31 protein-coding genes are annotated in these 24,720 nt (G+C 71.5%); 21 read left to right on the top strand and 10 right to left on the bottom strand.

What is annotated here, in order from left to right; genetic code table 11:
* The 8 genes from K343_RS0101305 (at nucleotide 1) to dksA (ending at nucleotide 5,873) form a co-directional block, all read left to right on the top strand.
* Nucleotides 1–633 carry a 3-oxoacid CoA-transferase subunit B gene (locus tag K343_RS0101305; RefSeq protein ID WP_028006536.1) on the top strand — a complete coding sequence of 211 codons (633 nt, stop codon included), beginning with the start codon at nucleotides 1–3 and terminating at the stop codon, nucleotides 631–633.
* 246 nt (nucleotides 634–879) lie between these two features.
* Entirely contained in the window at nucleotides 880–1,317 is a 438-nt protein-coding gene (locus K343_RS0101300; protein WP_028006535.1) for a YciI family protein, read from the top strand.
* Nucleotides 1,318–1,328: 11 nt separating this feature from the next.
* A complete protein-coding gene (locus K343_RS0101295) occupies nucleotides 1,329–1,736 on the top strand; it encodes a VOC family protein (RefSeq protein WP_028006534.1) in 408 nt (135 codons plus the stop codon).
* A gap of 30 nt (nucleotides 1,737–1,766) precedes the next feature.
* Nucleotides 1,767–2,294, top strand: coding sequence for an SRPBCC family protein (locus K343_RS0101290; RefSeq protein WP_028006533.1), 528 nt, complete (start codon nucleotides 1,767–1,769; stop codon nucleotides 2,292–2,294).
* 82 nt (nucleotides 2,295–2,376) lie between these two features.
* On the top strand, nucleotides 2,377–2,793 hold the full coding sequence (locus tag K343_RS0101285) for a YciI family protein (RefSeq protein ID WP_028006532.1): 417 nt from the start codon (nucleotides 2,377–2,379) through the stop codon (nucleotides 2,791–2,793).
* Between the two features lie 26 nt (nucleotides 2,794–2,819).
* Nucleotides 2,820–3,464: a dihydrofolate reductase family protein gene (locus K343_RS0101280; protein WP_028006531.1), complete on the top strand. Its 645-nt coding sequence runs from the start codon at nucleotides 2,820–2,822 to the stop codon at nucleotides 3,462–3,464.
* A gap of 73 nt (nucleotides 3,465–3,537) precedes the next feature.
* The gene (locus K343_RS0101275; protein WP_084615620.1) at nucleotides 3,538–4,860 is read left to right on the top strand and encodes an RNA polymerase sigma factor; all 1,323 of its coding nucleotides are present in this window, start codon (nucleotides 3,538–3,540) and stop codon (nucleotides 4,858–4,860) included.
* Between the two features lie 476 nt (nucleotides 4,861–5,336).
* Nucleotides 5,337–5,873, top strand: coding sequence for an RNA polymerase-binding protein DksA (gene dksA / locus K343_RS0101270; protein ID WP_028006529.1), 537 nt, complete (start codon nucleotides 5,337–5,339; stop codon nucleotides 5,871–5,873).
* Between the two features lie 250 nt (nucleotides 5,874–6,123).
* Here the strand turns inward: dksA and lexA are convergent, their stop codons facing one another.
* Nucleotides 6,124–6,777 carry a transcriptional repressor LexA gene (gene lexA, locus K343_RS0101265; protein WP_043111825.1) on the bottom strand — a complete coding sequence of 218 codons (654 nt, stop codon included), beginning with the start codon at nucleotides 6,775–6,777 and terminating at the stop codon, nucleotides 6,124–6,126.
* Nucleotides 6,778–6,845: 68 nt separating this feature from the next.
* Between lexA and K343_RS0101260 the strand changes: the two genes are divergently transcribed.
* From K343_RS0101260 to K343_RS20340, 13 genes are all read left to right on the top strand, one after another.
* Complete coding sequence (locus K343_RS0101260) at nucleotides 6,846–7,112, top strand: hypothetical protein (protein ID WP_028006527.1); 267 nt, start codon at nucleotides 6,846–6,848, stop codon at nucleotides 7,110–7,112.
* A gap of 609 nt (nucleotides 7,113–7,721) precedes the next feature.
* Nucleotides 7,722–8,570, top strand: coding sequence for an urease accessory protein UreD (locus tag K343_RS0101255; RefSeq protein ID WP_028006526.1), 849 nt, complete (start codon nucleotides 7,722–7,724; stop codon nucleotides 8,568–8,570).
* 8 nt (nucleotides 8,571–8,578) lie between these two features.
* Nucleotides 8,579–8,881: an urease subunit gamma gene (locus tag K343_RS0101250; RefSeq protein ID WP_028006525.1), complete on the top strand. Its 303-nt coding sequence runs from the start codon at nucleotides 8,579–8,581 to the stop codon at nucleotides 8,879–8,881.
* 10 nt (nucleotides 8,882–8,891) lie between these two features.
* On the top strand, nucleotides 8,892–9,215 hold the full coding sequence (locus K343_RS0101245) for an urease subunit beta (protein WP_028006524.1): 324 nt from the start codon (nucleotides 8,892–8,894) through the stop codon (nucleotides 9,213–9,215).
* Nucleotides 9,212–10,924 carry an urease subunit alpha gene (ureC, locus tag K343_RS0101240; RefSeq protein WP_028006523.1) on the top strand — a complete coding sequence of 571 codons (1,713 nt, stop codon included), beginning with the start codon at nucleotides 9,212–9,214 and terminating at the stop codon, nucleotides 10,922–10,924. Before K343_RS0101245 ends, ureC begins: the two co-directional genes overlap by 4 nt.
* Nucleotides 10,925–10,941: 17 nt before the next feature.
* Nucleotides 10,942–11,472 (top strand): urease accessory protein UreE, encoded by a 531-nt coding sequence (gene ureE, locus K343_RS0101235; RefSeq protein WP_028006522.1) that lies wholly within the window; start codon nucleotides 10,942–10,944, stop codon nucleotides 11,470–11,472.
* Nucleotides 11,462–12,142 (top strand): urease accessory protein UreF, encoded by a 681-nt coding sequence (locus tag K343_RS0101230; protein WP_028006521.1) that lies wholly within the window; start codon nucleotides 11,462–11,464, stop codon nucleotides 12,140–12,142. Before ureE ends, K343_RS0101230 begins: the two co-directional genes overlap by 11 nt.
* Nucleotides 12,139–12,804 carry an urease accessory protein UreG gene (gene ureG / locus K343_RS0101225; RefSeq protein ID WP_211226131.1) on the top strand — a complete coding sequence of 222 codons (666 nt, stop codon included), beginning with the start codon at nucleotides 12,139–12,141 and terminating at the stop codon, nucleotides 12,802–12,804. Before K343_RS0101230 ends, ureG begins: the two co-directional genes overlap by 4 nt.
* Nucleotides 12,804–13,391, top strand: a complete 588-nt coding sequence (locus K343_RS0101220) for a HupE/UreJ family protein (protein ID WP_028006519.1) — start codon at nucleotides 12,804–12,806, stop codon at nucleotides 13,389–13,391. Before ureG ends, K343_RS0101220 begins: the two co-directional genes overlap by 1 nt.
* A gap of 108 nt (nucleotides 13,392–13,499) precedes the next feature.
* Nucleotides 13,500–13,793, top strand: a complete 294-nt coding sequence (locus K343_RS24840) for a hypothetical protein (protein ID WP_028006518.1) — start codon at nucleotides 13,500–13,502, stop codon at nucleotides 13,791–13,793.
* A 51-nt stretch (nucleotides 13,794–13,844) separates the two neighbouring features.
* Entirely contained in the window at nucleotides 13,845–14,597 is a 753-nt protein-coding gene (gene modA, locus K343_RS0101210) for a molybdate ABC transporter substrate-binding protein (protein WP_043111822.1), read from the top strand.
* A gap of 49 nt (nucleotides 14,598–14,646) precedes the next feature.
* Complete coding sequence (gene modB / locus K343_RS0101205; RefSeq protein ID WP_026352867.1) at nucleotides 14,647–15,351, top strand: molybdate ABC transporter permease subunit; 705 nt, start codon at nucleotides 14,647–14,649, stop codon at nucleotides 15,349–15,351.
* A complete protein-coding gene (locus tag K343_RS20340; RefSeq protein WP_043111820.1) occupies nucleotides 15,338–15,982 on the top strand; it encodes an ATP-binding cassette domain-containing protein in 645 nt (214 codons plus the stop codon). Before modB ends, K343_RS20340 begins: the two co-directional genes overlap by 14 nt.
* A 15-nt stretch (nucleotides 15,983–15,997) precedes the next feature.
* On the opposite strand, the gene K343_RS0101195 is transcribed toward K343_RS20340, so the two are convergent.
* From K343_RS0101195 to K343_RS0101155, 9 genes are all read right to left on the bottom strand, one after another.
* Nucleotides 15,998–16,813 carry a TOBE domain-containing protein gene (locus tag K343_RS0101195; protein WP_028006516.1) on the bottom strand — a complete coding sequence of 272 codons (816 nt, stop codon included), beginning with the start codon at nucleotides 16,811–16,813 and terminating at the stop codon, nucleotides 15,998–16,000.
* A 58-nt stretch (nucleotides 16,814–16,871) separates the two neighbouring features.
* The gene (locus K343_RS0101190) at nucleotides 16,872–18,116 is read right to left on the bottom strand and encodes a molybdopterin molybdotransferase MoeA (protein ID WP_028006515.1); all 1,245 of its coding nucleotides are present in this window, start codon (nucleotides 18,114–18,116) and stop codon (nucleotides 16,872–16,874) included.
* A gap of 7 nt (nucleotides 18,117–18,123) precedes the next feature.
* Nucleotides 18,124–19,047: a bifunctional molybdenum cofactor biosynthesis protein MoaC/MoaB gene (moaCB, locus tag K343_RS0101185; RefSeq protein ID WP_028006514.1), complete on the bottom strand. Its 924-nt coding sequence runs from the start codon at nucleotides 19,045–19,047 to the stop codon at nucleotides 18,124–18,126.
* Nucleotides 19,048–19,074: 27 nt separating this feature from the next.
* Nucleotides 19,075–19,593, bottom strand: a complete 519-nt coding sequence (locus K343_RS0101180) for a molybdenum cofactor biosynthesis protein MoaE (RefSeq protein ID WP_028006513.1) — start codon at nucleotides 19,591–19,593, stop codon at nucleotides 19,075–19,077.
* Between the two features lie 49 nt (nucleotides 19,594–19,642).
* Nucleotides 19,643–19,990 carry a zinc ribbon domain-containing protein YjdM gene (locus K343_RS0101175; RefSeq protein WP_020648630.1) on the bottom strand — a complete coding sequence of 116 codons (348 nt, stop codon included), beginning with the start codon at nucleotides 19,988–19,990 and terminating at the stop codon, nucleotides 19,643–19,645.
* A 94-nt stretch (nucleotides 19,991–20,084) separates the two neighbouring features.
* On the bottom strand, nucleotides 20,085–20,333 hold the full coding sequence (locus K343_RS0101170) for a MoaD/ThiS family protein (RefSeq protein ID WP_051277810.1): 249 nt from the start codon (nucleotides 20,331–20,333) through the stop codon (nucleotides 20,085–20,087).
* Between the two features lie 20 nt (nucleotides 20,334–20,353).
* Nucleotides 20,354–21,352: a GTP 3',8-cyclase MoaA gene (gene moaA / locus K343_RS0101165; RefSeq protein ID WP_028006511.1), complete on the bottom strand. Its 999-nt coding sequence runs from the start codon at nucleotides 21,350–21,352 to the stop codon at nucleotides 20,354–20,356.
* Entirely contained in the window at nucleotides 21,349–21,954 is a 606-nt protein-coding gene (gene mobA / locus K343_RS20335; RefSeq protein ID WP_051277878.1) for a molybdenum cofactor guanylyltransferase MobA, read from the bottom strand. Before mobA ends, moaA begins: the two co-directional genes overlap by 4 nt.
* 3 nt (nucleotides 21,955–21,957) lie before the next feature.
* A complete protein-coding gene (locus K343_RS0101155) occupies nucleotides 21,958–24,660 on the bottom strand; it encodes a nitrate reductase (RefSeq protein ID WP_028006510.1) in 2,703 nt (900 codons plus the stop codon).
* Nucleotides 24,661–24,720 lie beyond the last annotated feature (60 nt).

Raw genomic sequence — 24,720 nt, 5'->3', positions numbered from 1 at the left:
ATGGCCTGGACGCATGAGCAGATGGCACAGCGCGCCGCGCGCGAGCTGCAGGACGGCTTCTACGTCAACCTCGGCATCGGCCTGCCGACGCTGGTCGCCAACTACATCCCGGCCGGCATGGACGTCTGGCTGCAGTCGGAGAACGGCCTGCTCGGCATCGGCCCGTTCCCGCGCGACGCCGAAGTCGACGCCGACCTCATCAACGCCGGCAAGCAGACCATCACCACGCTGCCCGGCAGCGCGTTCTTCAACAGCGCCGATTCGTTCGCGATGATCCGCGGCGGCCACATCAACCTGTCGATCCTCGGCGCGATGCAGGTCTCCGAGCGCGGCGACCTCGCCAACTGGATGATCCCCGGCAAGATGGTCAAGGGCATGGGCGGCGCGATGGACCTGGTCGCCGGCGTCGAGCGCGTCGTCGTACTGATGGAGCACACCGCCAAGGGCGGCACGCACAAGATCCTGCCGCGCTGCGACCTGCCGCTGACCGGCGTCGGCGTCGTCGACCGCATCATCAGCGACCTCGGCGTGCTCGACGTGACGACCTCGGGCCTGCGCCTCGTCGAACTCGCCGACGGCGTCGAGCTCGACGCGCTGCGCGCCGCGACCGGCTGCCCGGTCGCCGCCGACTAGGGCCGGCGGCGCCGGCCGCTGCCCTCGACCCACGCTCCGGCGCCCGCTTCCCGCGGCGCCCGGGGCGAGGTTTTTTGCGTTCTGCTTCCCGCAATAACTTCTTTCCCGACAAGCCGTTGCACTGAAAGTCCCGGCTTGCGGCCGACGCCGTGTCGATCCGCCGGACGTTCGTTCGACGTCTCCGTGTGAAGCGCAATCCCGCGCTTCGCGATCGCCGGCCCGGCCGGGCCGCACGGGAGACGAGTCATGCGCTTCATGGTGATGATCAAGGCGAACGCCGACAGCGAGGCCGGCGTGCTGCCGGACCAGCGCCTGCTGGCCGAGATGGGCCGCTACAACGAAGAACTGGTACGCGCCGGCGTGCTGCTCGCCGGCGAAGGCCTGCATCCGAGCGCGCGCGGCGCGCGCGTGCACTTCACCGGCACGCAGCGCACGGTGACGCGCGGTCCATTCGCACGTCCCGACGATCTCGTCGCCGGCTTCTGGCTGATCCAGGCGCCGTCGCTGTCCGAGGCGATCGAGTGGGTCCGGCGCTGCCCCAATCCGGCCGCCGGCGACAGCGAAATCGAAATCCGCCAGGTGTTCGAAGCCGAAGACTTTGGCGCCGAGTTCACGCCCGAGCTGCGCGCGCAGGAAGCGCGGCAGCGCCATGCACTGGAATCGCGCAAGCCGGCGCGGACCTGAAGGAGAACGACATGAAGATCCAGCCCTATCTGATGTTCGACGGCCGCTGCGAAGAAGCGATCGAGTTCTACCGCCGCGCGCTCGGCGCTGAAGTCACGACCCTGCTGCGCTTCAAGGACCAGCCGGAAGCGGCGCAGGGCATGCCGCCGGCGCTGCACGACAAGATCATGCACTGCAGCCTGCGCATCGGCGAGACCGAAGTGATGGCGTCCGACGGTCACTGCCGAGGCGCCACGTCATTCGCCGGCATCTCGCTGGCGATCACGGTGCCGGATGCGAGCGCCGCGCTGCGCGTGTTCGCGGCGCTGTCCGACGGTGGCCGGGTCGTGCAGGCGCTGACCAAGACCTTCTTCTCGCCGAGCTTCGGCATGCTCGCCGACCGCTTCGGCGTCGAATGGATGATCGTCGCCGCCCCCTGAGCGACTGTCCTGCCACCACCCGGAGTTCCCATGTTCAAACGCCTGCTCGCCGGACTCGCGCTCGCCGTAGTGGCGATCCTCGCCTACGCCGCGACCCGCCCGGATCATTTCCGCGTCGAACGTTCGATTCGCATCGCCGCCCCGCCCGAGGCGATCTATGCGCTGATCGCCGACTTCCACCGCTGGCCGGCGTGGTCGCCGTACGAGCGCAAGGACCCGCGCATGCAGCGCGAATACCGCGGCGCCGCCGCCGGGCTCGGAGCGCTCTACGCCTGGAACGGCAACGGCGAGGTCGGCGCCGGCAGCCTGGAGATCAGCGAGGCCGCTGCGCCCGCGCGGCTGGTCATGCAGCTGCGTTTCGAGCGCCCGCTGCAGACGCACAACGTCGCCGAGTTCACGCTGCAGCCGCAGGACGGCATGACGCAGGTGCGCTGGGCGATGTCCGGTCCGGCGCCGTATCTGTCGAAGCTGATCGGCGTGTTCGTCGACATGGACCGCATGATCGGCCGCGACTTCGAGGCCGGACTGGCGGCGCTCAAGACCGCTGCCGAGCGCTAAGGCACCGGCACGACGGACCGCGGGCGTGCGCCAGAGCTCCTACCTCGATCGACTGCTTCCACGACACCACAGAGACACGACCATGCGCTTCATGATGCTGATGATTCCCAAGGGTTACGAAACCGCCGCTGCCGACGCGATGCCGAGTGCCGAGGCCGTCGCCGCGATGATGAAGTACAACGAAGAACTGCAGCAGGCGGGCGTGCTGCTGGCGCTCGACGGCCTGCACCCGCCGGCGAGCGGCGCGCGCGTATCGTTCAAGGGCGGCACGCCGACCGTCACCGACGGCCCGTTCGCCGAGACCAAGGAGGTGGTCGGCGGCTACTGGATGATTCGCGTGAACTCGCGCGAGGAAGCGATCGCCTGGGCCTGCCGCTGCCCGGCGGGCGAGAACGAAGTCATCGAAGTCCGGCGCGTGCAGGAGATGGAGGACTTCCCCGACGACATCCAGCAGATCGCCGCCGGTTTTCCGGAACTCGGCACGGCGGCGCGCGCCTGAACGCCGTCGCGAACGGAAGATCCGAGATGAGCCGGCTGCGCGTTTCATCGTTCTCGCTGTCGGTCGACGGCTACGCCGCCGGTCCCGAGCAGAGCCTCGAACATCCGCTCGGCATCGGCGGCATGGCCTTGCACGACTGGGGGCTGCCGACCGCGACGTTCAAAGCTCTGTTCGGCGACACCGGCGGCACGACCGGCATCGACGACGACTATGCCGCGCGCGGCTTTCGCAACGTCGGCGCCTGGATCCTCGGCCGCAACATGTTCGGGCCGCAGCGCGGGCCATGGCTCGACGAAAGCTGGCGCGGCTGGTGGGGAGAGACGCCGCCGTACCACGTCCCGGTGTTCGTGCTCACGCATCACGCGCGGCCGACGCTGACGATGGACGGCGGCACGCGCTTCCATTTCGTCACCGGCGGCATCGACGCCGCGCTCGCACAGGCGCGCGCCGCCGCGGCCGGCCGCGACGTGCGCATCGGCGGCGGCGCCGCCACCGTGCGCCAGTACCTGCGCGCCGGGCTGATCGATGAAATGCATCTGGCGCTCGCGCCGGTGCTGCTCGGCCGCGGCGAGCGGCTGTTCGACGGGCTCGACGCCGTCGCGCTCGGCTATCGAGTCGTCGAGCGCGTCACCGGCGAGCGCGCCACGCACGTCGTGCTGCGCCGCGGCTGAAGTGCGACGGCCTGCACCGGCGTCGCGGCTGCGGCGCTTGCCGGCGGCGCGCGGCGATGTTCAGATCATCGCCGTGAGCCCGAGTCCGCAAAACTGTGATCCGCGCGGCGAGATCCACCGCACCATCGACGCCGTCTGGCGGATCGAATCGGCGAAGATCATCGCCGCGCTGACGCGCTTGCTGCATGAGGTCGGCAGCGCCGAGGAAGTGGCGCAGGACGCGCTCGTCGCCGCGCTCGAACAGTGGCCGCACGAAGGCCTGCCGGAACGGCCGGGCGCCTGGCTGATGGCGACCGCCAAGCACCGCGCGATCGACGCCCTGCGCCGCCGCACGCTGCTCGCACACAAGCACGAGGAACTGGGCCGCGAACTCGACGCGCAGCAGGAAGAGGCCGCTGCAGCGCTCGCCGCCCGCATCGATCGCGAACTCGACGAAGCGGTCGACGACGACCTGCTGCGCCTGATGTTCATCGCCTGCCATCCGATTCTTTCGCCGGAGGCGCGCGCGGCGCTGACACTGCGCCTGCTCGGCGGCCTGAGCACCGACGAGATCGCCCGTGCCTATCTGGTGCCGGAACCGACCGTCGCGCAGCGCATCGTGCGCGCCAAGCGGGCGCTCGCCGAGGCCGGCGTGCCGTTCGAACTGCCGCAGGCGCCGGAACTCGGCCAGCGCCTGGCGTCGGTGCTGGAGGTCGTCTATCTGATCTTCAATGAAGGCTACTCGGCGACCGCCGGCGACGACTGGCTGCGCCCGGCGCTGTGCGACGAGGCGCTGCGGCTCGGCCGCATCCTGGCGGAACTCGCGCCGCGGGAGCCCGAGGTGCACGGATTGATCGCCCTGCTCGAAATCCAGGCCTCGCGCGCCCATGCCCGTGTCGGTCCGTCCGGGGAACCGGTGTTGCTGCTCGAGCAGAATCGCGCCCGCTGGGACCCCTTGCTGATCCGCCGTGGCCTGGCCGCGCTGCAGCGTGCGCAGGCGCTCGGCGAAGCGCCCGGCCCCTATGTCCTGCAGGCAGCGATCGCCGCCTGCCACGCCCGCGCGTTGCGCGCCGAGGATACCGACTGGGCGCGGATCGCCGCGCTCTACGCGACCCTGGCCGAGGTCCAGCCCTCGCCCATCGTCGAACTCAACCGCGCCGTCGCCGAAGCGATGGCGCATGGTCCTGCCGTCGGTCTGGCGCGGGTCGACCGTCTGCGTCGCGCGCCGGCGCTGCGCCAGTACCACCTGCTGCCGAGCGTGCGCGGCGACCTGCTCGCCCGCCTCGGCCGGCACGGCGAGGCGCGCCGCGAGTTCGAGCGCGCCGCCGCGCTGACGCGCAACGAGCGCGAACGGCGGCTGCTGCTGGAAAGAGCCGCCCAGGCCGGTCTCGACGCCGGCCGCGACGCCGGCCGCTGAGGCGGCGTGCAACGTGCGGCGGGCCGGATCATCCGCCCGTCGGCGCCTTCCGCCGGCGGGAAACGGCACTGCCAAGCTGTTTTTGAAGAATTTTCCGATCCGGAGCGGCGTTCCGAGCTGATCTCGCATCATCGTTCGAAGCTGGCACCCTGCATGCCGGCGCGTGCGATTGACCCCCGCCTTGATAGCAGTGTATAACGCCCCACTTTGCGTCGGACCGGTACTTTGCGTTCCAGGGTCGGGACATGAAAGCCAAGAAAACTTCCGCAAAAAAGGCTGCCGTCACGAAGGCGGCCAAAGCTGCGCCGAAAAAGACGGCTGCAGCGCAAAAATCTGCGCCGAAGAGCGCGGGTCCGTTGAAGAAAGCCAAGAGCGCGCCTCAAGCCAAAGCGGCCGCCAAGACCCGGGTGCCGGCCAAGTCCGGAGCACCGGGCCCTAGCCCGAAAAAGACTGTCGTCACCTCTGCAGCTGGAAACGTGAAAGTGCAAGAAAAGAGCAAGTCCCCCGCGAAGGCCGCGCCGTCGAAGACCAGCGCCTCGAAAGTCGCAACCGCCGCCAAGGTCGTCCGGGCGCCGCAGAAGGTCGCGCCGCGCGCCGCCGGCGCGCTGCTGAGCGAAGAAGAGATTCGCGCGATGTCCGACGACGAATACATGAACGATGCGCAGCTCGAGTTCTTCCGCCAGCGTCTGATCCATATGCGCGAGGAAGTTCTGCAGCGCGAAATGGACGTCAAGGAGCGCCTGCACGAGCGCGAGATGTTCGCCGACCCGGCCGACCGCGCGACCGCCGAGGAAGAGCACTGGCTCGACCTGCGCCTGCGCGAGCGCGAATCGCTGCTGCTGAAGAAGATCGACGACGCGCTGCGTCGCATCGAGGCCAAGGAATACGGCTACTGCGAGAAGACCGGCGACCCGATCGGCATCCCGCGCCTGCTGGCGCGCCCGACCGCGACCGTCTGCGTCGACGTCAAGGGCCAGGACGAGCGCGTCGAAGCCCAGTTTCGCGATCGCTGACACACCCCGCCGCAACGCAAAAGACCCGCGAAGTTCGCGGGTCTTTTCGTTTGGGAAGGCTGAATAACGCCGTCATCGCCAGGCCGCGCCGCGGCCGTGGCGATCCGGCGACGCGAGTTGCGGGATGCCCCTACCGGATTGCGTCGTCGCCTCTGGCGCCCGGCAATGACGCGATGCGAGCTTTTTCAGAGCTTCCTTGCAGAACGCCGGCCGCCCGCCGCTGCGGACCCGCGTGGCGCCGCCTTCCGCCTCACTTCGGGCGGCCGGCGCGGAACAGTCCGACCATCACCCCGGCGATGCGGAACGCCGGCAGCTCCTGCGCCGCCTCGTCCTTCGCCAGATCGATCTCGATCGGGACATAGCGTGCGTTCTCGGCGATCAGGCTGACCTGCCGTCCGCGCCGGCGGTAGCGCTTGAGCGTGATGCTCTCGTAGCCGGTGCGGCGGTCGAGCAGGCAGGCGGCGATGATGTCGCCGTTCGCCGCCTCCGACTGGTGATGAATGCCGACCAGATCGCCGTCGAAAATGCCGGCGTCGATCATCGAATCGCCGCTGACGCGATGCAGGAAATCCGCGCGCGGCCGGAACAGGTCCGGATCGATGCGCAGCCATTCCTGTGCGTTTTCCGGCGCCGTCAGCGGCGCACCGGCGGCGATGTTGCCGAACAGCGGCAGCTCGAACTGGCGCGGACCGGATGCATCCTTGAGCACGCGGATACCGCGCGCATCGTTCGGCGAAAGCTCGATCTCGCCCTTGCGCGCCAGTGCCAGCAGGTGCTCGCGCGCCGCGTTGCGGTTGAAACCGAAGCGCTCGGCGACGTCGCCATGCGACGGCGGAAAGCCGCGCTCGCGGATCCATTCCTGGATGAACGTGAGGATCTCGAACTGCCGGGTGGTCAGGGCCATGGTCGCTTGCAATCCCTTGGGGTTTTGGATACTGTGCATTTGCACAGCACTGAGCGAGTGAACAGTATATGAGCCACGCCCTGACCGCAAGCCCGCAGACCGCGCCCGCCGAGTCCAAGCCCGCCCGCCGGCGCGGCGGTCGCTCCAAGCCGATGGCCGTCGACACGCGCTCGTATGCCCGTGTCCGCCGCCGCGAATCGGCCGCCGCGACGGCCGCCAAGGCGCGCGCGGACTGGCGCGACCTGCTGATCCCGTCCGGCGTCGTCGCCAGCCTCGGCTTCATCGCGGTCTACCACCACGCCGTGCTGCTCGAGACGGTCACCGCGCTGTTCTGAGGCACGCCGCTCCGGCATTGCCCCGGCTTTCCCAGGTCTGCGCGGCCTGATCCTCCCTCCTCTCGGGTCGCGCAAGCAAAAGGGGCCGCCTTCTCGCGAAGGCGGCCCTGTTTTTTTGCAGCAGGACTCGGCCCTCTGCGCCCCGGTGCGCAGGCCGCAGCGCGCGAGCCGGATCATGGCACCGGCCGTTTCGATATCGGCCGATGACGCGCGCGTGAAACCCGCCATGGGGCGTCTGACGTACATCGCGACGCGCCGGCTGTGGGCGATGATCGCAGCCTGTCGGATCCCGCCCCTTGCATGCACCCGGACGGACGGCAACGCACGAGGACGGCTCGCGCGTGCGCGATGAAGTGGCGCGGGCGGCACGCCTTTTGATTGTCAGTGCGCGAGCGCGAGGCATCGGCGGCGAGCACGGCCGGCGGCCCATGCGGCGCGGCCGTGGCGCACGGATACGCCAGGTGGCGGCGGCTCGCGGCCGGCATCGCCATGACGATACCGCCCCGCGATCCCCACAACTGAACGGCTCGCCGCCGGGCGGCGGCGAGCTTTGACGAGAGGCCTCTTGATCGGCACAGAGACACGGCGGTACGGCGCAAGGCGGCGCACATGACGCAGGCGGAAACGGTTCGCCATCAGCGCGCCAGCGGCCGCGCGCAACTGTCGTTCCGGTGCGACGAGCGCGGCCGCTCGGTGCTCGACGACCTGTACCAGCAGGCGCCGTGCCGCGTGCTGTTCCCGCAGGTCGAGGCCGGCGAACCGCCGCAGGCCGTGCTGTTGACGACCACCGGCGGGCTCACCGGCGGCGACGAAGTGCGTTTCTCGATCGAGGTCGGCGTCGGCGCCAGCGCCACCGTCACCACGCAGGCCGCCGAGAAGCTCTACCGCGCGCTGCCGACCGACGCCGATACCCGCATCGAATTCAGCGTCCGTGCCGCACGCGACAGCTGGCTCGAATGCCTGGCCCAGGAAACGATCCTGTTCGATCAGGCCCGGCTGCGGCGTCGCTTCGACGTCGAACTCGAAGCCGGCGCGCGCCTGCTCGCCGTCGAAAGCCTGGTGTTCGGCCGCACGGCGATGAACGAGCGCTTCCGCCAGGGCCGCGTGCACGACGCCTGGCGCGTGCGCCGCGACGGCCAGCTGATCTGGGCCGACGCCTGGCACCTGGACGGCGATATCGAGGCACTGCGCGCCGCGCCGTTCGGATTTGGCACGGCTGTCGCTAGTGCGACGGTGCTCTACGTCGGCGACGAGGTGCCGCGCCTGCTCGGCGAAGTGCGCCGTGTGCTCGACGGCGATCGCCACGCCGGCGCCAGCGGCTTCGAGCATTTCCTGCTCGTGCGCCTGCTCGACGACGACGCGGCGCGCCTGCGCACGCGGCTGATGCACATCGCCACCACGCTGCGCGCGGCCGCGGCCGGCCTGCCGCCGCGCCTGCCACGCGTCTGGACCTGCTGAGAACGAACGTGAACCTCACTCCCCGAGAAAAAGACAAGCTGCTGATCGCGATGGCCGCGATGGTCGCGCGCCGCCGCCTCGAACGCGGCGTCAAGCTCAATCATCCCGAAGCGATCGCGCTGATCACCGACACCGTCGTCGAAGGCGCCCGCGACGGCCGCAGCGTCGCCGAGCTGATGCAGGCCGGCGCGCAGGTGCTGAGCCGCGCGCAGGTGATGGACGGGATCGCCGAAATGATCGCGGAAATCCAGATCGAAGCGACCTTCCCCGACGGCACCAAGCTCGTCACCGTGCACCAACCGATCCGCTGAGGCCGCGCCCATGATCCCCGGAGAAATCATCACCGCCGACGGCGACATCGTGCTCAACGCCGATCGCCCGGGCCTGCGCCTGACGGTCGCCAACACCGGCGACCGGCCGATCCAGGTCGGCAGCCACTACCACTTCTACGAGGTCAATCCGGCGCTCGCCTTCGACCGCGCCCGGGCCCGCGGCATGCGCCTCGACATCGCCTCCGGCACGGCGACGCGCTTCGAGCCGGGCCAGTCACGCGAGGTGCAACTCGTGCCTTATGTTGGTGCGCGAGTGGTGCACGGCTTCCGCGCCGAGGTGATGGGCGCGCTCGACGTGGAGCCGCAGGCATGAGCACGACGATCAGCCGCCGCGCCTACGCCGGCATGTACGGCCCGACCGTCGGCGACCGCATCCGCCTCGCCGACACCCATCTTTTCATCCGCGTCGACGAAGACCGCACGGTCTACGGCGAGGAAGTGAAGTTCGGCGGCGGCAAGGTGATCCGCGACGGCATGGGCCAGTCGCAGGCGAGCCGCGCCGACGGCGCCGTCGACACCGTCATCACCAACGCCGTGATCCTCGACCACTGGGGCGTGATCAAGGCCGACATCGCGATCCGCGACGGCCGCATCGTGCGCCTCGGCAAGGCCGGCAACCCGGACGTGCAGCCGGGCGTCGACATCGTCATCGGTCCCGGCACCGAAGTGATCGCCGCCGAGGGCAAGATCGTCACCGCCGGCGCGATCGACGCGCACATCCACTTCATCTGCCCGCAGCAGATCGAGGAAGCGCTCAACGCCGGCGTGACGACCATGCTCGGCGGCGGCACCGGCCCGGCGCACGGCACGCTGGCGACGACCTGCACGCCCGGCCCCTGGCACCTGGCGCGCATGCTGCAGGCCGCCGAAGCGTTTCCGATGAACCTCGGCTTCTTCGGCAAGGGCAACGCCAGCCAGCCGGCGGCGCTCGAAGAGATGGTGCTGGCCGGCGCCTGCGGTCTCAAGCTGCACGAGGACTGGGGCACGACGCCGGCGGCGATCGACTGCTGCATGCGCGTCGCCGACGCGCTCGACGTGCAGGTCACGCTGCACACCGACACGCTCAACGAATCCGGCTTCGTCGAATCGACGATCGCCGCCTTCAAGGGCCGCACTATCCACGCCTTCCACACCGAAGGCGCCGGCGGCGGCCACGCGCCGGACATCATCCGCGTCTGCGGCCTGCCCAACGTGCTGCCGTCGAGCACCAATCCGACACGACCCTACACCGTCAACACGATCGACGAACACCTCGACATGCTGATGGTCTGCCACCACCTCGACCCGCGCATCGCCGAGGACGTGGCCTTCGCCGAAAGCCGCATCCGCAAGGAAACGATCGCCGCCGAAGACATCCTGCACGATCTCGGCGCGTTCTCGATGATGAGCTCGGACAGCCAGGCCATGGGCCGCGTCGGCGAAACGATCATTCGCTGCTGGCAGACCGCCGACAAGATGAAGCAGCAGCGCGGCGCGCTCGGCCCCGACGACGGCCTCGCCGACAATTTCCGCGCGCGCCGCTACATCGCCAAGTACACGATCAATCCGGCGATCGCGCACGGCATCGCCGGGCATGTCGGCTCGGTCGAGCCGGGCAAGCTCGCCGATCTGGTGCTGTGGTCGCCCGCCTTCTTCGGCGTCAAGCCGGATCTGGTGCTCAAGGGCGGCATGATCGCGACCGCACCGATGGGCGATCCGAGCGCCAGCATCCCGACGCCGCAGCCGGTGCACTACCGGCCGATGTTCGGCGCCTACGGCCGCGCCCGCATCGAGACCTCGCTGCTGTTCGTCAGCGGCGCCTTCGCCGCCGGCGACGGCGCCGCCCGGCTCGGCCTGTCGCGTCCGCTCGCCGCGGTGCAGAACACGCGCGGCGGCATCGGCAAGCTCAGCATGGTGCTCAACGACGCGATGCCGCACATCGAGGTCAATCCGGAGACCTACGAAGTGCGTGCCGACGGCGAGCTGCTGCGCTGCGAGCCGGCCGCAGTGCTGCCGATGGCGCAGCGTTACTTCCTCTTCTGAAAGAGCCGCCCGTGCCGATGAGCGCCACCGAAACGCCGATACTGCATGCCCGCGAAATCCTGCCGGCCGGCCGCTGGCAGGGCGTGCCCGCCGATCGCGTCGCGCTCGACTACGACGCGCGCCATCGGCGCCGCTTCCGCTACATCGCCGACGGCGGCACCGCGTTCCTGCTCGACCTGCCGCGCGCCACGCTGCTCAACGACGGTGACGGTCTGCGCCTCGACGACGGCCGCATCATCGCGATCCGCGCCGCCGACGAAGCGCTCGTCGAAGTGCGCGCCGCCGACGCGGCGACGCTGGTGCGCCTGGCCTGGCACATCGGCAACCGTCATCTGCCGGCGCAGTTGTCGGCGGACGCGATCCTGATCCGCGACGATCACGTCATCGTCGCCATGCTGCACGGCCTCGGCGCGACGACGCGCGCGCTGCGTGCGCCGTTCACGCCCGAGAACGGCGCCTACGCCGGCGGCCACGGCGGGCACGCGCACGGACACGGGCACGAGCCGGCCGCCCATGCCTACGTCTTCGTCGGCGGCCATGGCCACTGAGGACGCGCTCTACCGGCTGCTGGCCTGGACCTCGCCGAGCTATCCGACCGGCGCCTTCAGCTACAGCCACGGCCTCGAATGGGCAGTCGAAGCCGGCGAGGTTACCGATGTCGCCGGCCTCGTCGCCTACGTCGAAGCCGCGCTGCGCCGCGGCGGCGGCTGGATCGACGCGGTGCTGTTCGCCCACGCCTGGCGCAGCGCGCCCGACGAAGAGGCATTCGACGCGATCGCCGAACTCGCGGCGGCGTTTCGCGGCAGCGCCGAAACCGCGCTCGAAAGCCGCCAGCAGGGCCATTCGTTCCTGCAGGTCACACGCCAGGCCTGGCCGCATCCGTGGCTCGACGCCTACGCGCAGCGCCAGCGCGGCCGGCCGGCGGCGCACGCCGCGGTGATGGCGCTGGCCTGCGCCGCGCACGGCATCGCGCTGGCGCCGTCGCTGCACGCCTATCTGCACGCCTTCGCCGCCAATCTGGTCTCGGCCGGCGTGCGTCTGGTGCCGCTCGGCCAGACCGACGGCCAGCGTGCGACGGCGCGCCTGGCCACCATCGTCAGTGAAGTGTGCGACGCCGCACAGGCCTGCCCGCTCGACGAGCTCGGCACCGCCGCGCCGCGGCTCGAACTTTGCTCGTTCCATCACGAAACCCAATACACGAGGTTGTTCCGTTCATGAATCTTTCGATGCTCAGTCCCGGCAGCGCGGCGCCCACCGGCCCGCTGCGCGTCGGCATCGGCGGGCCGGTCGGTTCCGGCAAGACGGCGCTCACCGAGCGCCTCTGCAAACTGCTGCGCGACGCCTACGACGTGGCCGCCATCACCAACGACATCTACACCAAGGAAGACGCCGAGTTCCTGACCCGCGCCGGCGCGCTGACGCCCGACCGCATCATGGGCGTCGAGACCGGCGGCTGCCCGCACACGGCGATCCGCGAGGACGCCAGCATCAACCTGGTCGCGGTCGAGGCGATGAACGAGCGCTTCCCGTCGCTGGATCTGCTGTTCATCGAGAGCGGCGGCGACAACCTGTCGGCGACCTTCAGCCCGGAACTCGCAGACATCACGATCTACGTCATCGACGTCTCCGCCGGCGACAAGATTCCGCGCAAGGGCGGCCCCGGCATCACGCGCTCGGACCTGCTGGTCATCAACAAGATCGATCTGGCGCCGCTGGTCGGCGCCTCGCTCGACGTCATGGAGCGCGATTCGCGGCGGATGCGCGGCACGCGGCCGTTCCTGTTCAGCAACCTGAAGAAGAACCAGGGTTTGCACGACATCGCCCGCTTCATCATCGACGCCGGCGGTCTCGAACGCCGCGCGCTGCCGGAGACCGTCTGATGCGCCATCCCGCCGCCACGCCACTCGCCGCGCTCGGCCTGCTCGCCCCGGCCGCCGCCTTTGCGCATCCCGGCCACAGCGGCGACGCCGGGCTCATGGCCGGCCTGCTGCATCCGCTGCTCGGCCTCGATCATCTCGCGGCGATGCTGCTGATCGGCGTCTGGGCCGCGCAGCTCGGCGGCCACGGCCGCTGGCTGGTGCCGGTCGCGTTCGTCGCGCTGAGCGGCGCCGGTGCCGCGCTCGCCGCCGCCGGCATCGCGCCACCCGCGATCGAAAGCGGCATCGCCGCGTCGCTGCTGGTGCTCGGCCTGCTGGTCGCGCTCGCCGGGCGCCTGCCCGCCGCGGCGGCGGCGGCGCTGAGCGGCGTGTTCGCGCTGTTCCACGGCGCCGCGCACGGCACCGCGCTGAGCGGCGCGCCACTACCGCTTGCCTACCTCGCCGGCCTGCTGCTGGCGAGCGCGGCGCTGCACGGCGCCGGCTATCTCGCCGCCGCGCGCTTCGCCCACCCGGCGCTGACGCGCGCCGCCGGTGCCGCGAGCGCAGCCGGCGGTCTGCTGATGGCGCTGGGCGGAGGCCTCGCAGCGTGACGTGAATGAAGCGCGGCAGCTCAAACTCGCCGATCTCGACGCGCCGTGGCAGGCGCCGCGCAGCGCCGACGGACGCGCCGCGCTACACCTCGGCTACATGGGCTCGTCATGGGCTCGTCGATCACCTCGCTGATCGGCGCTCCGTGCACTTTCCTGCTGTTCTCGATCGAGGCCAGCATCATGTCGGCGGCGCTGCACATGGCGTTCGGCATCCTGCTCGCGAGCGCGCGCCTGATCGGCTCGCTGGCGGTGATTCCGATCGCGATCCGCAGCCCGCGCTCGGTCAACAAGCACCTCGAACCGATTTTCGACAAGCCCGGCGTCGAGAACCGCGCCTCGGCCGCCGCCAGGGCCGTGCGCGCGCTCGCGCAGCAGGCGTGTGGCGCGGCGTCACGCGGTTGACGCTCGCCTTCGTTATGTAGAACCATACATAACGTCCCGCCGGTTCCCGCCATGCCCCGTTGCCTCGCCCGCGCGCTCGCCGCGCTGCTGCTGTCCGTCGTTGCCGCGAACGCGCAGGCCGAGACGCTGCGCGTCTACGCCGCCGCCAGCCTCACCGACGCGATCGGCGAGCTCGCCCGGCGCTACGACGGCGCGAGCGTCAAGCCGGTGTTCGCCGCCTCGTCGACGCTGGCCAAGCAGATCGAGGCCGGCGCGCCGGCCGACGTCTTCATCTCCGCCGACCGCAAGTGGATGGACTACCTGGTCGAGCGCGGCCGCGTCGCCCGCGACGCGCCGTTCGATCTGCTCGGCAACGCGCTGGTACTGATCGCGCCGCGCGGCCGCGGCTTCGCCGTGCGCTTCGAGCCCGGCTTCGCGTTCGCCGACGCTTTCAAGGGCCGGCTCTGCACCGGCGAGCCCGGCGTCGTGCCGGTCGGCATCTACGCGCAGGACGCGCTGAGCCGGCTCGGCTGGTGGGACGCCATCCGGCCGCGCATCGTCGGCACCGACGACGTGCGCGCCGCGCTCGCCTTCGTCGCCCGCGGCGAGTGCCCGGCCGGCATCGTCTACCGCAGCGACGCGGCGATCAGCGCGGACGTCGAGATCGTCGGCGCCTTCCCCGAGGCCACGCACGCGCCGGTCGTCTATCCGGCCGCCGCCGTCGGCAGCGCCGCAGCGGCGGCGCGCGCCTTCCTCGACTACCTGCGCACGCCGGCGGCGGCCGAAGTGTTCGCCCGCTACGGCTTCACGCTGCGCACGCCGTGAAATCCGCGTTCGCCGCTGATGCCGTGTCCACGGCGCCGACTTCATTCCGATGCTGAACGCCGACGAGCTGACCGCGCTGTGGCTGTCGGCGAAGATCGCGCTGTGCTGCATGCTCGTCAGCCTGCCGCTCGGCATCGCCGTCGCCTGGCTGCTGGCACGGCGCCGCTTCCGCGGCAAGCTGCTGGTCGAGACGCTGGTGCAGCTGCCGATGGTGCTGCCGCCAGTCGTGCCCGGCTACCTGCTGCTGCTGCTGTTCGGCACGCAGGGCGCCTTCGGCGGCTGGCTGTCGCGGCATTTCGGCCTCGAGTTCGCGTTCAACTGGAAAGGCGCGGTGCTGGCGTCGGCGACGATGGCCTTCCCGCTGATGGTGCAGCCGGTGCGCCTGGCCTTCCAGATGATCGACAGCCGCCTCGAACAGGCGGCGGCCACGCTCGGCGCCGGCCCCTGGCGCGTGTTCGCGACGATCAGCCTGCCGCTGGCGCTGCCCGGCATCTTCGCCGGCGCGCTGCTGTGCTTCTCGCGCGCGCTCGGCGAGTTCGGCGCGACGATGGCCTTCGTCGGCAACATTCCCGGCGAGACGCGCACCGTACCGCTGGCGATCTACTCCTACCTGCACGTGCCCGGCGGCGAAGCCGGCGCGGCCCGGCTCGCCGCGCTGTCGATCGCACTGGCCTTCGTCGCCCTGTTCTCCAGCCACCTGCTGACTCGCTACAGCGAGCGGCGCCTCGGATCGCGTCATCGTGCTGACGCTTGACTGCCGCTACCGCCGCGGCGCGTTCGCGCTGGACGCGCGCGCCGCGCTGGCGGCGCCGGTCACCGGCATCTGCGGTCCGTCCGGCGCCGGCAAGAGCACGCTGCTGGCGCTGATCGCCGGCCTGCTGCGCCCGCAGGACGGCACGATCGCCTTCGACGGCGAGATCCTGGCCGACGCCGCGCGCGGCCTGTTCGTGCCGGCACACCGCCGCCACTTCGGGCTCGTGTTCCAGGACGGCCAGCTGTTCCCGCATCTGTCGGTGCGCGCCAACCTGCTCTACGGCATGCAGGGCCTGCCGCCGGCGCAGCGCCGCTTCGAGCTGGCCAGCGTGCTGGAACTGCTGGAGATCGGGCCGCTGCTCGAACGCCGGCCGGGCCAGCTGTCCGGCGGCGAGCGCCAGCGCGTCGCGCTCGGCCGCGCGCTGCTCTATGCGCCGCGCCTGCTGCTGCTCGACGAGCCGCTCGCCGCGCTCGACACGCGGCTCAAGGCGCAGATCCTGCCGTTCCTCGCGCGCATCCGCGACGAAACCCGCATCCCGATGCTGTACGTGACGCACGCGCGCGAGGAAGTCGCCGCGCTCGGCGGCGTCATCGTCGAGATCGAAGCCGGCCGCCTGCCGGCGCCCGCGTAGGAACGTCGGCCGGAACTACGGCGCGACCGCGAGAATCACGCTCGAGGACTTGAACAGCGCCAGCGCCGGCGTGCCGACCGCGAGGCCGAGCGCCTCGGCGCTGCCGTTGGTGATGATCGCGGCGACCGTGTTGCCGCCGGCAAGCGCGATCAGCACTTCGCTGTTGACCGCGCCCTTGTGCACGGCCTCGATCGTGCCGCGCAGCTGATTGCGCGCCGACAGCCGCAGCGGCACGCCGTCATCGACCGCGACGATGACCGACGAGGCCTTGACCAGCGCCACCGCCTCGGCGCCGCGCTTCAGGCCCAGCGTCTCGCTGCTCTCGCGCGTCACCGTCGCCACCAGCGTCTCGCCGCCCGACAGGCGCAGCTCGATCTCGTCGTTGACCACGCCGCGCGTGCGCCTGGTGACGCGGCCCGCGAACTGATTGCGCGCACTCGTCTGCATCGCCAGCCTCCCCAGCACGCGCCAGTCGTCGCCGTCCTGCGCGCCCGTCTCGTTCAAGGATTCGATGAAGCGGCGGTGCTGCGCCTCCATGCGCCGGAAGCTCTGCACCAGCTCCTGGCCGCGCGCGGTCAGCCGCGTGCCGCCGCCGCCGCGTCCGCCCGCACTGCGCTCGACCAGCGGCCGGTCGGCGAGATTGTTCATCGCCGCGATCGCGTCCCAGGCGGCTTTGTAGCTCAGGCCGACCGCCTTGGCCGCGGCCGTGATCGAACCGGTCTCGCCGATGCGTTCGAGCAGCGCGATGCGCGTGCCGTTGGCGGCCAGGCCGGCGCCGAACTGCAGGCCGGGTTCGGCCTGGAACGTCGGAGCGCTGCGTCGTTTCGTCATCGTTCACGCCTCCCCGTCGCGGCTGCGCGCGACGATGGCGAACCGCCAGCGGTCGCCGTCACGGCAGCGGCAGCCACTGCACGATCGCGCCGGCGTCGAGCGCCCGCCCGGCCGGCACGCGGGCCAGCGCGCCGGCGGCGGCGAGATTGCTGAGCATGTGCGAGGCCTGGCGGCCGAGGCGTTCGAGCACGATGCCGCCGTCGTCGTCGACGCGCACGGCCATGCGCAGCAGCTGCTCGCGGGCGTCGGCGCGCACCGCTGCGGCGAGCCGGCCGGCGCGCCAGGGCGGCGCCGGTGCGGCGGCGGCTTCGAGCTGCGCGAGCAGCGCGGCGACGTGCACGTACAGGCCGATCAGCACCGCGCCCGGATTGCCCGGCAGGCCGAGGATCAGACGGCGCGCGTCGCCGTCGTCGCGCAGGCCGAAGTACAGCGGCTTGCCCGGCTTCTGCGCGACCTGCCAGAACACCTCGCGCACGCCGAGCGCGGCGGCGACCGGCCGCACCAGATCGTGATCGCCGACCGAGACGCCGCCGGTGCTCAGCACCAAATCGCTGTCGGCGAGCGCATCGGCCAGCACCTGGCTCAGCTGCGCGCGCTCGTCCGGCACGTAGATCGTGCGCGGCGGCTCGTAGCCGTGTTCGGCGAACCAGCTGCGCACCAGCGGGCCGTTGGCGTCATAGACGCCGGCCTCGCCGGGCACCGACGCGGCCACCTCGTCGCCGGTGACGAGCAGGCTGACGCGCGGCGCGCGCACGACGCGCACGGCATCGACGCCGGCCATCGCCAGCGCCGCGATCAGTCCGGCATGCAGGCGCTGGCCGGCCGCGGCCAGCGCGGCGCCGGCGCGCAATTCCTCGCCGCGCTCGCGCACGTCGGTGCCGGGCGCCAGCGCCTCGCGCAACAGCGCAGTGGCACCGTCGCGCCCGACGATCTCCTGGCGCGCGACCGTGTCGGCGCCGGCCGGCAGGCGGCCGCCGGTGAAGATGCGCATCGCCTGGCCCGGCGGCAGCGCGTCCTGCGGCGCCACGCCGGCGCGCACCTCGCCGCACAGCGGCAGCCGCCGCGGCGCGTCGGGCGCGGCGCCGACGAGGTCGGCGGCGCGCAGCGCGTAGCCATCGACAGCGCTCTGCGTGTACATCGGCAGATCGACGCGCGCGCTGACCGGCGCGGCGAGCACGCGGCCCAGCGCCTCGCCGAGCGGCCGCGTTTCGGCCGCCAGCGGCCGTACCTCGCGGCGGTAGGCGGCGAGCGCGTCGTCGAGCGCCAGCAGCGCGCCGTGGCCGCAGCGGTCGTCGTGGCTCATGGCCGGCTCACTGGTAGCCGCCGGCGTGCGGCACGTCGCGCCGCACTTCGAAGATGTGCACGAGCGACGGCAGGATCGCCGCCAGCGATTCGCTGGCGCCGCCGCGACTGCCCGGCAGCGTCAGCAGCAGTGCGTCGCCGGAAAAGCCGGCGACGCCGCGCGACAGCGCCGCGTACGGCGTGCGGCGCTGGCCGAAGGCGCGCGCCGCTTCCATCAGGCCCGGCAGCTCGCGGTCGATCAGCGGCCGCAGCGTATCGACGGTGATGTCGCGGCGGCCGATGCCGGTGCCGCCGACGGTGACGATCAGCCCGTACTCGGCGCGCAGCTGCTGCACGGTGTCGAGCAGCAGCACCGGCTCGTCCGGCAGCACCGCGTAATGGATCGGCGCGAAGCCGGCGGCGGCAAGCTCGGCCTCCACTGCGCGGCCGGCGGTGTCCGGCTTGCGGCCGGCGGCGACCGTGTCCGACAGCACCAGCACCGCAGCGGCGACCGGCGCCGGCAGCCGGCGCTTGTAATGCGACTTGCCGCCGCGCTTCTCGTCGAGTCGGCATTCGCGGATCACCAGCTCGGCCGGCTCGCAGTACGGCTTGAGCATGTCGTAGATCGTCAGCGCGGCGAGGCTGGCCGCGGTCAGCGCTTCCATCTCGACGCCGGTCGGGCCGATGGTCTCGACCTTGGCGATGATCTTCACGCGATCCTCGCCGAGCTCGAAGTCGACGTCGGCGCGATGGATCGGCAGCGGATGGCACAGCGGGATCAGCTCGTCGGTGCGCTTGGCGGCGAGGATGCCGGCAACGCGCGCCGTCTTCAGCGGATCGCCCTTCTCGGTGTCGCCGCTGCGCAGGCGCTCGATGCAGTGCGGCGGCGCCAGCAGCTCGGCCGAGGCGCGCGCGCGGCGCAGCGACTCCGGCTTCATGCCCACGTCTTTCATGGACGCTTTCTCCTCGGGCCGCGGCGCTCAGCCGTGGCGGTGCTCGTGAGCTTCGTGATGGTGATGCGCGTGTGCGTGCCGATGCGGCGTCGCCTCGGCCTCGGCGTCGGGACGGATGCAGCAGCCCTCGACGAAGGCACTGCTGCCGTCGGCATAGAACTCTTCCTTCCAGATCGGCACCTCGTGCTTGGTGCGGTCGACCGCCTCCTTGCACGCGGCGAAGGCCTCGGCACGATGCGGCGCGCGCGCCACGCAGTAGATCGCGACCTCGCCGATGGCCAGAGCGCCGACGCGGTGCACGACGCGCAGATACGGCACACCGTGCTTCGCGGCGACGGCCCGCTCGATGTCGCGAATCTGTTTCTCGGCGAGCGGCGCGTAGGCCGTGTAGGTCAGGCTCAGCACCGGCTTGGCGTCGTGATGATCGCGCACGGTGCCGGCGAACAGCGCCAGGCCGCCGCATTCCGGATGGGCGCCCCAGGCCAGCAGCGGCTCGAGCTGCAGCGGCTGGTCCTGGATGCGGGGAAGATCGGAAATGCCGTTCATCTCGCCTGCCACCTCTTCGCGTTGGTCGTGCGCCGGCCCGTGCGCCGCCTCAGGCCTTGCGCACGAACTCGGACTTGAGCTTCATGTCGCCGATGCCGTCGATGCGGCAGTCGATGTTGTGATCGCCTTCGACGAGGCGGATGTTGCGCACCTTGGTGCCGACTTTGACGACGGCCGACGAGCCCTTGACCTTGAGATCCTTGATGACCGTCACCGCATCGCCGTCCTGCAGCAGATTGCCGTTGGCGTCCTTGACGACCAGACCGGTCTCGACCGGCTCCTCGGCGGCGGCGGCCTGCGCCGACCACTCGTGCGAGCACTCGGGACAGATGTACAGCTCGCCGTCCTGATAGGTATAGGTGGAACCGCACTTCGGGCAATTCGGCAACTCGTTCATTCCGTTTCTTCGTCGAACAGGGATTGGTGGCTGGAATCGCCATTGTCCCATTTGCGGCGCCGCGCAGGGAAACGGGCGCCGTGCCGCCGGCGACTCAGCCGCCGGCGACCGGCGGCAGCAGCGCCACCGTCTCGCCGCCCTGCAGTGTGTCGCGGCGCAGGATCAGGCGGTCGCCGATCGCGCAGGCGCAGCGCGCCAGCGCGGCGGCCAGTTCGGGGCGCGCGACGGCGAGCGCGTCGAGTGCGGCGGCCAGCGTCGCCGGCGCCGGCACGCTGACGGCCTGCGTGGCGGCGCCGGCGAGACGCAGCAGCTGGCCGTTGAATTCGAAAGTGATCGTCGTCATCGACCGGAGACCCGGGCGGCTCAGCCGCCCATCGCGTGCATGGTGATCGGGCGCTCGAGCGGCGCGCGCGGCTGCGCGGCATAGCCGGCCTGCTTGTGCCAGACGGCGTCGCGAATCCGTTCGAGCAGCTGCGCGTCGCTGTCGCCGGCGCGCAGGCGTTCGCGCAGCGGCGTGCCCTGCGTCGCGAACAGGCAGGTGTAGAGCTCGCCGGTCGCCGTCAGCCGCAGGCGGTCGCAGCTCGCGCAGAACGGATTGCTGACGGTCGAGATCACGCCGACTTCGTAGTCGCCGTCGAGCCGGTAGCGTGTCGCCGGATCGGCGCTGCGCGGCAGCGGCTCGACGCCGAAGCGGCCGCGCAGCGCGGCGAGGATCTCGGCTTCGGCGACGACCTGCGCGCGCTGCCAGCGGCCCGGTTCGTCGAGCGGCATGTATTCGATGAAGCGCAGCGGCAGGCCGCGCGCCCGCGCCCATTCGGCGAGCGCGACGATCTGCCCGCCGTTGTCGTCGCGCAGCAGCACGCTGTTGAGCTTGACCGGCAGGCCGGCGGCGCGCGCCGCGTCGATGCCGTCGACGACCGGCGCCAGCTCGCGACCGGTCATGCGCCGGAAGGTGTCGGGATCGACGCTGTCGAGGCTGATGTTGAGGTCGTCGAGACCGGCCGCCTTCAGCGCCGCCGCCTGCGGCGCCAGCCGCGAGGCGTTGCTGGTCATCGAGATGCGCGTCAGGCCGAGCGGGCGCAGCGCGTCGAGCGCGCGCACCACGTCGAGCAGGCCGCGGCGCAGCAGCGGCTCGCCGCCGGTCAGGCGGATGTGGCCGATGCCCTCGCCGATCATCAGCCGCGCGACGCGCACGATCTCCTCGATCGTCAGCACCTGCGACTTCGGCAGCCACTGCGGCGTGTCCGGCATGCAGTAGCGGCAGCGGAAGTTGCAGCGGTCGGTCAGTGAGATGCGCAGCTTGCGCTTGCGGCGTCCGTGCTGGTCGATCAGTTGCGACGGTATGTTCGGTCCCGCGTTCAAGGCCTTGCACTCTGGGCGGCGGCGAGCCGCTGCGGCGTGTTGAGGTTCAGCGGCAGGCGCGCGTCCCAGCCGTCGATGGCGACGGCGACGGCGCCCTGCCCGGCCAGCCAGCGGCCGACCGCATATTGTCCGTCCCGCAAGGTGCGCTGCAAGTCGTCGAAACACCCCTGCTGGACCAGACACAGCGGATAAACCGGCTCGCCGCGCACCACGGCGTAGGCGGCCGGCCGGCCGCGCGCGCGCGCCGCGCCGTGCAGGCGCGCGACCAGATCGGCCGGCAGGCCGGGCGTGTCGCAGGGCGCGGCGAGCCACCAGTCGTACGTGCCGCGCGCCAGCGCCGCGTGCAGGCCGGCGAGCGGTCCGCGGAAGTCCGGCCAGGCATCGGCGATCACCTCGGCGCCGAGCGCACGGTAGGCCTCGGCATGGCGGTTGGCGCTGATGCAGACCTCGGCGACCTGCGGGCGCAGCGCCTCGAGCACGTGCTGCGCGAGCGGCCGCCCGTCGAGGGCCTGCAGGCCCTTGTCGACGCCGCCCATGCGCGTGCCGCGTCCGCCGGCGAGCACGACGGCGGCGACTGCCCCGCGCAGGGCCTCGTCGCGCATCGCTCAGGCCGGCTCGGCGCGCTCGACGAGCGCGCACTCGGCGAGCAGGCCGCGGATTTCCGGCAGGCAGGAGCCGCAGTTGCCGCCGGCCTTGAGGCAGGCGGTGACCTGCCGGGGCGTGGTCAGGCCCTGCTCGCGGATCGCCTTGACGATGGTGTTGCGGCCGACCTTGTAGCAGGAACAGACCTGCGGCCCGGCGTCGGCGCCGCCGGTGAACGGTTCGGCGGCCATCAGGCTGGCGCGGTCGCGCAGCGACAGGCGCAGGCGCTCGAACAGCCCGGCGAACCAGTCGCGGGCCGGCAGCATCTCGCGCGGCGCGATGTAAAGGCAGGCTTGCAGGCGTCCGTCCCGGATGTAGGCGGCGTGGTAGACGCCGCTGCCGTCGTCACGATACTCGATCCAGTCCGGCGCCGGCTCGTCGACGCCGAGGAAGGCGCGCGCCCACTGCGCGCGGTCGGCGATGACGCCGCGGCCGGCGAACTCGTAGCGCTGCGCCGCCGTGGTCTGCACGCGCACCCACCAGGCGAGGCGCTGCAGATCGACCGTGCCGCGCGTGTAGGCGAGGCCATGCCAGTCGGCGCGGAACTCCTCGACGCGCACCGGCGTGTGCTTGAACTCGGGCTCGCCGCTGTGCGGATCGACGACCGGATTGACCAGCGCGCCGACGCGCGCATCGGACGCGAACTGGTCGTTCCAGTGGATCGGCACGAAAATCTGGCCGCGGCGCAGCTCGCCGCTGCTGCGCACGCGCACGACCAGCGAGCCCCAGCGCGAGATCACGCGCGCCAGGCCGCCGTCGCGCACGCCGCAAGCCAGGGCGTCGGCCGGATGCAGATCGACGTACGGTTCCGGCAGGTGGCCGCCGAGCGTCGGCGCCAGGCCGGTGCGCGTCATCGTGTGCCACTGGTCGCGCACGCGGCCGGTGTTGAGGACCAGCGGGTAGGCCGCGTCCGGCGCATGCGCCGGTGCCACCGGCGCGGTCGGCACGAACACGGCGCGGCCGTCGACGTGCGAGAAGCGGCCGTCGCCGTAGAGCCGGTCCGTGCCCTGCCCGCGTTCGAGCACCGGCCAGCGGATCGGCGCGAGCGCGTCGTATTCGGCGCGCGTCAGGCCGGCCAGACCGCGCAGGTCGAAGCGCCGGCCGCCGTCGTTCTCGAACGCCGACAGGCGCGCGTGCTCGTCGAAGATCGCCGCCGGCGTGTCGTAGGCGAAGGCATCGGCCCAGCCCATGCGCGCGGCGACGCCGGCGAACGCCCACCAGTCCGCACGCGCCTCGCCGGGCGCCGGCCGGAACGCGCGCTGGCGCGAGATGCAGCGCTCGGAGTTGGTGACGGTGCCGTCCTTCTCGCCCCAGGCCAGCGCCGGCAGCAGCAGGTGCGCGAGCTGCGCGGTGTCGGTGTGCTGTACGACGTCGGAGACGACGACGAACTCGCAGCGGCGCAGCGCCTCGCGCACGCGGTCGGCGTCCGGCAGGCTGACGACCGGATTGGTGGCGACGATCCAGATCGCCTTGATGCGCCCGGCATGCACGGCCTCGAACAGATCGACGGCCTTCAGGCCCGGCCGCTCGGCGATGCGCGGGCTGGCCCAGAAGCGCTGCACCAGCGCGCGCTGCGCCGGCTCGGCGAAATCCAGGTGCGCGGCCAGCGTGTTGGCGAGGCCGCCGACCTCGCGCCCGCCCATCGCGTTCGGCTGGCCGGTCATCGAAAACGGCCCCATGCCGGGCCGGCCGATGCGGCCGCTGAGCAGGTGGCAGTTGATGATGCTGTTGACCTTGTCGGTGCCCTGCCCCGACTGGTTGACGCCTTGCGAGAACAGCGTGACGGTCTTTTCGGTCGCCGCGAACAGCGCGTAGAACGCTTCGAGGCGCTCGCGCTGCACGCCGCACTGACCGGCCAGCGCGTCGAGGTCGCCGGCGCTGTCGCGGGCCACGGCCAGCGCCGCGTCGACACCGCGCGTGTGGCCGTCGACGAAGTCGCGGTCGACGGCGCCGTGCGCGGCGAGCCAGGCCAGCAGACCGTTGAACAGCGGCACGTCGCTGCCCGGCCGCAGCGGCAGATGCAGATCGGCGAGATCGCAGGTCGGCGTGCGCCGCGGATCGACGACGACCAGCTTCAGCGCCGGACGCCGCTCCTTGGCGGCGACGATGCGCTGGTACAGCACCGGGTGGCACCAGGCGGTGTTCGAGCCGACCAGCACGATCAGATCGGCGAGTTCGAAGTCCTCGTAGCAGCCGGGCACCACGTCCTCGCCGAACGCACGCTTGTGGCCGGCGACCGCCGAGGACATGCACAGCCGCGAATTGGTGTCGATGTTGCCGGAGCCGATGTAGCCCTTCATCAGCTTGTTGGCGACGTAGTAGTCCTCGGTCAGCAGCTGGCCGGAGACGTAGAACGCGACGCTGTCCGGGCCGTGCTCGGCGATCGTCCGCGCAAAGCGGCCGGCGACCCGATCCAGCGCCGCATCCCAGGCCAGCGGCTGCAGCGCGTCGGGACCGCTCTCGGCGACGCGCTGCAGCGGCTGCAGCAGGCGGCCCTGCGGCACCAGCGTCTCGTGCAGCGTGCTGCCCTTCACGCACAGCCGTCCGCCATTGGCCGGATGCGTGACGTCGCCCTGCACCGCAGCGTCGGCCGCCGGCACGCGCACGCCGCAGCCGACGCCGCAGTAAGGACAGGTGGTCAGCACGCCGCCATCGGCGCCGCTCATGACCGCGCTCCTGCGAACGCCCCGCCGCGGCAGCGGCGGAGCCCGGAATTTTTCGGAATA

It is taken from the genome of Solimonas flava DSM 18980, assembly GCF_000426685.1.
Lineage (GTDB): Bacteria > Pseudomonadota > Gammaproteobacteria > Nevskiales > Nevskiaceae > Solimonas > Solimonas flava.
The sequence above is the reverse complement of the archived record's forward strand: the minus strand, read 5'-3'. Positions and strand labels throughout refer to the sequence as shown.

Bases quoted from the DNA above. Each gene is read 5' to 3' on its own strand.
- lexA (WP_043111825.1), bottom strand. From the start codon at position 6,777: ATGGCCCTGACCACCCGGCAGTTCGAGATCCTCACGTTCATCCAGGAA.
- K343_RS24840 (WP_028006518.1), top strand. From the start codon at position 13,500: ATGGGCTCGTCGATCACCTCGCTGATCGGCGCTCCGTGCACTTTCCTG.
- moaCB (WP_028006514.1), bottom strand. From the start codon at position 19,047: ATGAAAGACGTGGGCATGAAGCCGGAGTCGCTGCGCCGCGCGCGCGCC.
- K343_RS0101290 (WP_028006533.1), top strand. From the start codon at position 1,767: ATGTTCAAACGCCTGCTCGCCGGACTCGCGCTCGCCGTAGTGGCGATC.
- K343_RS0101295 (WP_028006534.1), top strand. From the start codon at position 1,329: ATGAAGATCCAGCCCTATCTGATGTTCGACGGCCGCTGCGAAGAAGCG.
- modA (WP_043111822.1), top strand. From the start codon at position 13,845: ATGCCCCGTTGCCTCGCCCGCGCGCTCGCCGCGCTGCTGCTGTCCGTC.
- modB (WP_026352867.1), top strand. From the start codon at position 14,647: ATGCTGAACGCCGACGAGCTGACCGCGCTGTGGCTGTCGGCGAAGATC.
- ureE (WP_028006522.1), top strand. From the start codon at position 10,942: ATGAGCGCCACCGAAACGCCGATACTGCATGCCCGCGAAATCCTGCCG.
- K343_RS0101155 (WP_028006510.1), bottom strand. From the start codon at position 24,660: ATGAGCGGCGCCGATGGCGGCGTGCTGACCACCTGTCCTTACTGCGGC.
- K343_RS0101305 (WP_028006536.1), top strand. From the start codon at position 1: ATGGCCTGGACGCATGAGCAGATGGCACAGCGCGCCGCGCGCGAGCTG.
- K343_RS0101255 (WP_028006526.1), top strand. From the start codon at position 7,722: ATGACGCAGGCGGAAACGGTTCGCCATCAGCGCGCCAGCGGCCGCGCG.
- K343_RS0101220 (WP_028006519.1), top strand. From the start codon at position 12,804: ATGCGCCATCCCGCCGCCACGCCACTCGCCGCGCTCGGCCTGCTCGCC.
- K343_RS0101230 (WP_028006521.1), top strand. From the start codon at position 11,462: ATGGCCACTGAGGACGCGCTCTACCGGCTGCTGGCCTGGACCTCGCCG.
- ureC (WP_028006523.1), top strand. From the start codon at position 9,212: ATGAGCACGACGATCAGCCGCCGCGCCTACGCCGGCATGTACGGCCCG.
- K343_RS0101260 (WP_028006527.1), top strand. From the start codon at position 6,846: ATGAGCCACGCCCTGACCGCAAGCCCGCAGACCGCGCCCGCCGAGTCC.
- K343_RS0101195 (WP_028006516.1), bottom strand. From the start codon at position 16,813: ATGACGAAACGACGCAGCGCTCCGACGTTCCAGGCCGAACCCGGCCTG.
- K343_RS0101175 (WP_020648630.1), bottom strand. From the start codon at position 19,990: ATGAACGAGTTGCCGAATTGCCCGAAGTGCGGTTCCACCTATACCTAT.
- ureG (WP_211226131.1), top strand. From the start codon at position 12,139: ATGAATCTTTCGATGCTCAGTCCCGGCAGCGCGGCGCCCACCGGCCCG.
- K343_RS0101170 (WP_051277810.1), bottom strand. From the start codon at position 20,333: ATGACGACGATCACTTTCGAATTCAACGGCCAGCTGCTGCGTCTCGCC.
- K343_RS0101280 (WP_028006531.1), top strand. From the start codon at position 2,820: ATGAGCCGGCTGCGCGTTTCATCGTTCTCGCTGTCGGTCGACGGCTAC.
- K343_RS0101300 (WP_028006535.1), top strand. From the start codon at position 880: ATGCGCTTCATGGTGATGATCAAGGCGAACGCCGACAGCGAGGCCGGC.
- K343_RS0101190 (WP_028006515.1), bottom strand. From the start codon at position 18,116: ATGAGCCACGACGACCGCTGCGGCCACGGCGCGCTGCTGGCGCTCGAC.
- K343_RS0101245 (WP_028006524.1), top strand. From the start codon at position 8,892: ATGATCCCCGGAGAAATCATCACCGCCGACGGCGACATCGTGCTCAAC.
- K343_RS0101180 (WP_028006513.1), bottom strand. From the start codon at position 19,593: ATGAACGGCATTTCCGATCTTCCCCGCATCCAGGACCAGCCGCTGCAG.
- mobA (WP_051277878.1), bottom strand. From the start codon at position 21,954: ATGCGCGACGAGGCCCTGCGCGGGGCAGTCGCCGCCGTCGTGCTCGCC.
- K343_RS0101285 (WP_028006532.1), top strand. From the start codon at position 2,377: ATGCGCTTCATGATGCTGATGATTCCCAAGGGTTACGAAACCGCCGCT.